Source organism: Sphaerisporangium sp. NPDC004334 (assembly GCF_053602655.1).
The window spans coordinates 53951-60020 of the sequence record NZ_JBSGDZ010000043.1; the positions used below are offsets into that span (position 1 = coordinate 53951).

3 protein-coding genes are annotated in these 6070 nt (G+C 71.1%); 1 reads left to right on the forward strand and 2 read right to left on the reverse strand.

Translation table 11 applies throughout. The annotated features are described in order from the left end of the window. Window positions 1–17: 17 nt before the first annotated feature. Window positions 18–2600, forward strand: coding sequence for a flippase-like domain-containing protein (locus tag ACWEN6_RS37515; protein ID WP_452576732.1), 2583 nt, complete (start codon window positions 18–20; stop codon window positions 2598–2600). Between the two features lie 57 nt (window positions 2601–2657). On the opposite strand, the gene mgrA is transcribed toward ACWEN6_RS37515, so the two are convergent. Together mgrA and ACWEN6_RS37525 are read right to left on the reverse strand one after the other, a co-directional pair. After that, complete coding sequence (gene mgrA, locus ACWEN6_RS37520; protein WP_452576733.1) at window positions 2658–3665, reverse strand: L-glyceraldehyde 3-phosphate reductase; 1008 nt, start codon at window positions 3663–3665, stop codon at window positions 2658–2660. Further along, window positions 3662–5746 carry a S9 family peptidase gene (locus ACWEN6_RS37525; protein WP_452576734.1) on the reverse strand — a complete coding sequence of 695 codons (2085 nt, stop codon included), beginning with the start codon at window positions 5744–5746 and terminating at the stop codon, window positions 3662–3664. Before ACWEN6_RS37525 ends, mgrA begins: the two co-directional genes overlap by 4 nt. Window positions 5747–6070: the final 324 nt, after the last annotated feature.

Below are 6070 nucleotides of genomic sequence, written 5' to 3' on the forward strand. Positions count from 1 at the left end.
GTGCGCAGACGCCAGCGGTGACCGACATCAGGGAGCGCGACGAGGCAGAGGAGGCGGCGGAGGACGGCATCTCCGTGGCCGGCTCCTCCACGGCCACGCACGCCCCGGGCGCCTCTGATCTCCCCTCAGACGTCTCCACCGCTCCGGCCGGCCCGTCGCCGGCCTCCGCTTCCGATACCCGGGTGGACGAAGGGCGCTCAGCCGCCGGCCGGGGGAAGGCCCCCCGTTCCGTCCCCGGCGAACCGGTCGTGCCCGTCGTCGAGCCGCTGCTGCCCCAGCGCATCCGCAGGCCGTCCGACGCCCTGCGCTTCTTCGTCACCCTCCTCGCGCTCACCGCGGCCGTCCTGCTGGCCCTGGTCGCCAAGCAGACGCTCAACGGCCTGGAGGCCGACGTCACCGACGGCACCAGCCGGGCCCCCGAGCTGCTCATCGGCATCGCCAGCTTCCTGGCCGGCACCGCGGTCCTCGCCGTGCCCGCCGCCTTCGCCGTCGAGCGGGTCTTCCACCGCGACGGGCTGCGCGTGGCCGAGGGCCTGATCGCGGCGATCATCGGCATGCTCGTCTCCTTCGTCCTCGGCGAGTGGCTGGCGGTGGCCGGCCCCGGCGACCTGCGCATCCTGCTCACCGCGCGCCGCGACGTGGAACCGCTGAACACCCTGCTCACCTCCGTCGTCGCCTACGTCACCGCCGTGCGCATCTCCCGACGCCCCACCTGGCGGGCGCTGATGTGGATGGCGATCGCCCTCGACGTGTTCGCCCTGTTCACCAGCGCCGAAGCCACCGCGCTCGGCGTCTTCGTCACCTACCTGGTCGGCCTGGCCGTCGGGTACGCCACCCTCTACGTCGTCGGCAGTCCCAACACCCGGCCGCCCGGCAGCGCCGTCATGGCCGCCCTGCGCCGGCTCGGCTTCGCCCCCGCCAAGGCCAGGCGCATGGCCGACGACTCCCAGGGCAGCCGCCGCTACGCCGTGACCATGGCCGACGGACGCCGCTTCGACGTCACGGTCCTGGACCGCGACCGGCAGGTCGCCGGCGTCCTGTACCGCCTGTGGCGCGGCATCCGGCTCAGTTCCGAGACCCGCCGCAGGGCCATCCGCTCGCTCCGCGCCGAGCTGGAGCGCGAGGCGCTGATGGCCTACGCCGCCCAGGCCGCCGGCGTGAACACCCCCTGCCTGGTCGGCACCAGCGAGATCGGCACCGACGCCGCGCTGCTCGCCTACGAGCACCTGGAGACCCGCCCGCTGGACGACGTCCCCGACGAGGAGCTCGACGACGAGCTGCTCGTCAAGATCTGGAAACAGGTCGAGCTGCTCCAGGCGCAGCGCCTGGCCCACCGGCACCTCACCGGCGAGAGCATCCACGTCGACGTTGACGGCGAGGTGGTGCTCACCGACGCCCGCAGCGGAGAGATCGCGGCCGGCGACCTGCTCCTGCGCCTCGACGTCACCCAGCTGCTCACCTACCTCGCGCTGCGCGTCGGTCCCGAACGCTCGGTCATGTGCGCGGCCGAGGTCATCCCCAAGCGCGCGCTCGCCGGCGCCCTGCCCCTGCTGCAGCGCATCGCGCTGACGCGCGGCACCCGCGCCCAGGTCGGCAGGGACAAGGGGCTGCTGCCGGCGCTGCGCGAGCACATCCTGGCCCTCACCCCCCAGGTGGAGGTCGAGGAGGTGCGTCTGGAGCGCTTCCAGCCCCGCACCCTGGTGACGATCATCGCGAGCGCGCTGGCCGCCTACTTCCTGCTGTCGCAGCTCAGCCGGGTCAACCTGACCGAAGTGGTCACCAAGGCCGAATGGGGGTGGGGCGGGGTCGCGCTCGCCGCGGCCGGCATGAGCTACGTCGCCGCCGCGCTCATGGTGCGCGGCTTCGTGCCCGAGAAGCTGCCCCTCGGACAGACCGTGCTGGCGCAGTTCGCGGCCTCCTTCGTCAAGCTCGTCGCGCCCGCCGCCGTCGGCGCGGTGGCCATCAACTCGCGATTCCTGCAGAAGCGCGGCATCTCACCCGGCCTGGCCGTGGCCAGCGTGGGCGCCTCGCAACTCGTGGGGCTCGGCTCCCACATCACGCTGCTCCTGCTGTTCGGCTACCTCACCGGCATCAAGGCCGCCCCGTCGGTCAGCCCGTCGCGCGGCCTGGTCATCGCCCTGCTGTCCGGCGCCGTGCTGGTGCTGATCGTCCTGGCCGTGCCGCCACTGCGGCGCCTGATCACCGGGCGCATCCGGTCGCTGTTCTCCGGGGTGATGCCGCGCCTGCTGGACGTCCTGCAGTCGCCGCGCAAGATCGTGGAAGGGCTCAGCGGCACACTGCTGCTCACGCTGACCTTCATCGTGTGCCTCGCCGCCTGCGTCAAGGCCTTCGGCGGCTCGCTGAGCTTCGCGGCGGTGGCCATCGTCGTGCTGGCCGGCACGGCCATCGGCTCGGCCGCGCCCACCCCGGGCGGGCTGGGGGCGGTCGAGGGCGCCCTGTACGTCGGCCTGACCCTGTCCGGCCTGCCGCCGACCATCGCGACGTCCGCGGTGCTGCTGTACCGGCTGCTGACCTTCTGGCTGCCGGTGCTCCCCGGATGGGCGTCCTTCGCCTGGCTCCAGCGCCACGACGCGCTGTGACGCACGAAGGCCCGGCCCCGGGTGTCCCCGGGCCGGGCCTCGCCGATGTCCTGCCGGTCAGACGATGCGCTCTCCCGGCTGCGGGATCTCCTTCTCGATCGCCGCGAGCTCGTCGGCGGAGAAGTCGAGGCGGTCGACGGCGGCGATGTTGTCCTCAAGCTGGCGGACGCTGCTCGCGCCGATCAGCACCGAGGTGATCCGCCGGTCGCGCAGCGCCCACGCCAGCGCCATCTGGGCGAGCGACTGGCCCCGGGCCGCGGCGACGTCGTTCAGCGCCCGTACCCGCTGGAGCAGCTCGTCGGTGAGCTGGCTCGGCCGCAGGAACCGCTCCTGCGAGGCGCGCGACCCCGCAGGGACGCCGCCCAGGTAGCGGTCGGTCAGCACGCCCTGCGCCAGCGGCGAGAACGGGATGCACCCGACGCCCTCGGCCTCCAGCGTGTCGAGCAGGCCGTCCTCGACCCAGCGGTCGAGCATCGAGTAGCGCGGCTGGTGGATCAGCAGCGGGGTGCCCATCTCGCGCAGGATGCGGGCCGCCTCCCTGGTCTGCTCGGGCGTGTAGTTGGAGATGCCCGCGTACAGGGCCCGGCCGGAGCGCACGGCTGTGTCCAGCGCACCCATCGTCTCCTCGAGCGGGGTGTCGGGGTCGGGCCGGTGGCTGTAGAAGATGTCGACGTAGTCCAGCCCCATGCGCGAGAGCGACTGGTCGAGGCTGGCCAGCAGGTACTTGCGCGAGCCCCACTCGCCGTAGGGGCCGGGCCACATGTCGTACCCGGCCTTGGTCGAGATGATCAGCTCGTCGCGATACGGCCGGAAGTCCTGGGCGAAGATGAGCCCGAAGTTGGCCTCGGCCGAGCCGTACGGCGGGCCGTAGTTGTTGGCCAGGTCGAAATGGGTCACCCCAAGGTCGAAGGCCCTGCGCAGCGTCGCCCTCTGGGTGTCGAACGGCTTGTCGTCGCCGAAGTTGTGCCACAGGCCGAGCGAGACCGCCGGCAGTCTCAGGCCGCTCCTGCCGGACCGGTTGTAGGGCTGACGCCCGTAACGATCGCTTGCCGCCGTGTAGCTCACTGCGTCTCCCCTGTCTCTTCGTTCTTCCGCGTGGCGGCCCGGTCGATGATCCACGAAAGGGTGAGGGCCTCCTCGCGCCATGCGTCGTACCGGCCGCTGCGGCCGCCGTGGCCGGCGCCCATCTCCGTCTTGAGCAGGAACGGCCCGCCCTTGGCGGTGGCGCGGAGCCGGGCGATCCACTTCGCCGGCTCGTGGTAGAGCACACGGGTGTCGTTGAGGCTGGTCAGCGCAAGAATGGGAGGGTACACCCGGTCGTCGATGTTCTCGTAGGGGGTGTACGACTTCATGTACTCGTAGACGTCGGCGTTGTGCAGGGGGTCGCCCCACTCGTCCCACTCGATGACCGTGAGCGGCAGCGACGGGTCGAGGATGGTGTTCAGGGCGTCGACGAACGGCACCTCCGCCACGACTCCGGAGAACGCCTCGGGAGCGAGGTTGACCGCCGCGCCCATCAGCAGGCCGCCGGCCGAGCCGCCCCTGGCGATGATCTCGCTGGACCAGCCGGACCTCTTCATGTGCCGGGCCGCGGCGACGAAGTCGCTGAAGGTGTTCTTCTTGTGGCCGAGCTTGCCCTGCTCGTACCACTGGCGGCCCATCTCGCCGCCGCCCCTGACGTGCGCGATCGCGAAGACGAAGCCGCGGTCGAGCAGGCTGAGCCGCGCCACCGAGAACGACGGGTCGATCGAGGTCTCGTAGCTGCCGTACCCGTACAGCACCGTCGGGGCGGGCCGCTCGGTGCCCTTCTTCATGACGATCGAGATGGGGATCCGCGTGCCGTCGTCGGCGGTCGCCCACCCCCGGAACTGCTCGTAGTCGGCGGGGTCGTACCCGCCCAGCACCGGCCGGCGCTTCAGCAGGATCAGCTCATGCCGGGTGAGGTCGTAGTCGTACACCGAGGGGGGCGTGACCATCGATGCGTACGCCAGGCGAAGCCGCGTCGTGTGGAACTCGGGGTTGCCGGCCGGCTCGGCCGAGTGGATCGGCTCGGGGAAGGAGATCTCGTACGGCTCGCCGTCCGCGGGCAGGACGCGGATGCCGGTGAGCCCGTCCCGGCGGAAGTGCACGACCGTGTGGTCGCTGAAGGCGTCGACGTCGAGCAGCCGCGTGTCGTCGCGGTGCGGAACCAGCGGCGTCCAGGCGGCGGGGTCGTCGACCGGCGCGGAGGCGATCTCGAAGTTCTGCGCCCCCTCGTTGTGCAGAATGAGGAAGCGGTCGCCCGAATGGTCCAGGGCGTACTCCACACCGGTCCGGCGGGGGCGGACGACCCGGAACTCCCCGGTCGGGTAGTCGGCGTCCAGGACCCGCACCTCGCTGGTGATCTTGCTGCCCGCGCTCAGGACGAGGTAGCGCTCGCTGCGCGTGAGGCCGATGCCCACCCAGAACCGCTCGTCGGTCTCTTCGTAGACCAGCACGTCATCGTCGGCCGGAGTTCCGATGATGTGCCGGTACACGCGGTACGGACGCCACGCCTCGTCGATGGTCGTGTAGAAGAACGCCGAGCCGTCCGCCGCCCAGGCGCCTCCGTAGAAGATGCCCGGGATCTCGTCGGCCAGCATCTCGCCGGAGTCGAGCCGCTTGAAGCGCAGGGTGAAGCGCTCGTTGCCGCTGAAGTCGGTGGAGTAGGCGAGGACGGCGCCGTCCGGGCTGACCGCGGAGGTGCCGACCGCGAAGAACGGGCTGTCGCCGGCCAGCTCGTTGCCGTCGAGGATGACCCGCTCGCCCTCCAGCGCCTCACCCGGCTTGAGCTCGGGCGGGGTGTCGCCGGTGACCGCCAGCCGGCACTGGATGCCGTACTGCTTGCCTTCCGCGGTGCGGGAGTAGTACCACCAGCCACCCTTGCGCGTGGGGACGGAGAGGTCGGTCTCCAGGGTGCGGCCCTTGATCTCCTGGAAGATCTGCTCCCGCAGGTCGCTCAGGTGGTCGGTGCGGACCTCGGTGTAGGCGTTCTCCGCTTCGAGGTAGGCGACGGTGTCGGGATCTTCCTTGTTGGTCATCCATGCGTACTCGTCGATCACGGTGTCGCCGTGATGAGTTCGTTCGGCCGGGACCTTCTTCGCCACGGGAGGCGTGTCGCTACTCACGTCGCCGAGTCTATGGCGCGGCCTTGTCCCGCCCACTGGCGTGACGCGGGCCTGTGACGGCGTTTGTGCGCCGACACTCCCGAAGGCTGCTAATCTTGTGGACGTCGGCATCGCCCGGCACAACCCCACTCCACCGCAAAGCGGTTCGGCGTGGGCACGTGCGAGCGGTGGTCGGTACCCCACGATCTTCCCCGGTCTGACCGGGCGGTTTGCACCGCTCGATCCGATCGGGTAAGTTAGAGGGGTTGCCCTGGAGACGGGGCGGCCTGAATGCTCGTTGGTTCGGGTGGCGGGAGTCAAGTGCCGGTAACGGCGCGATTTGGT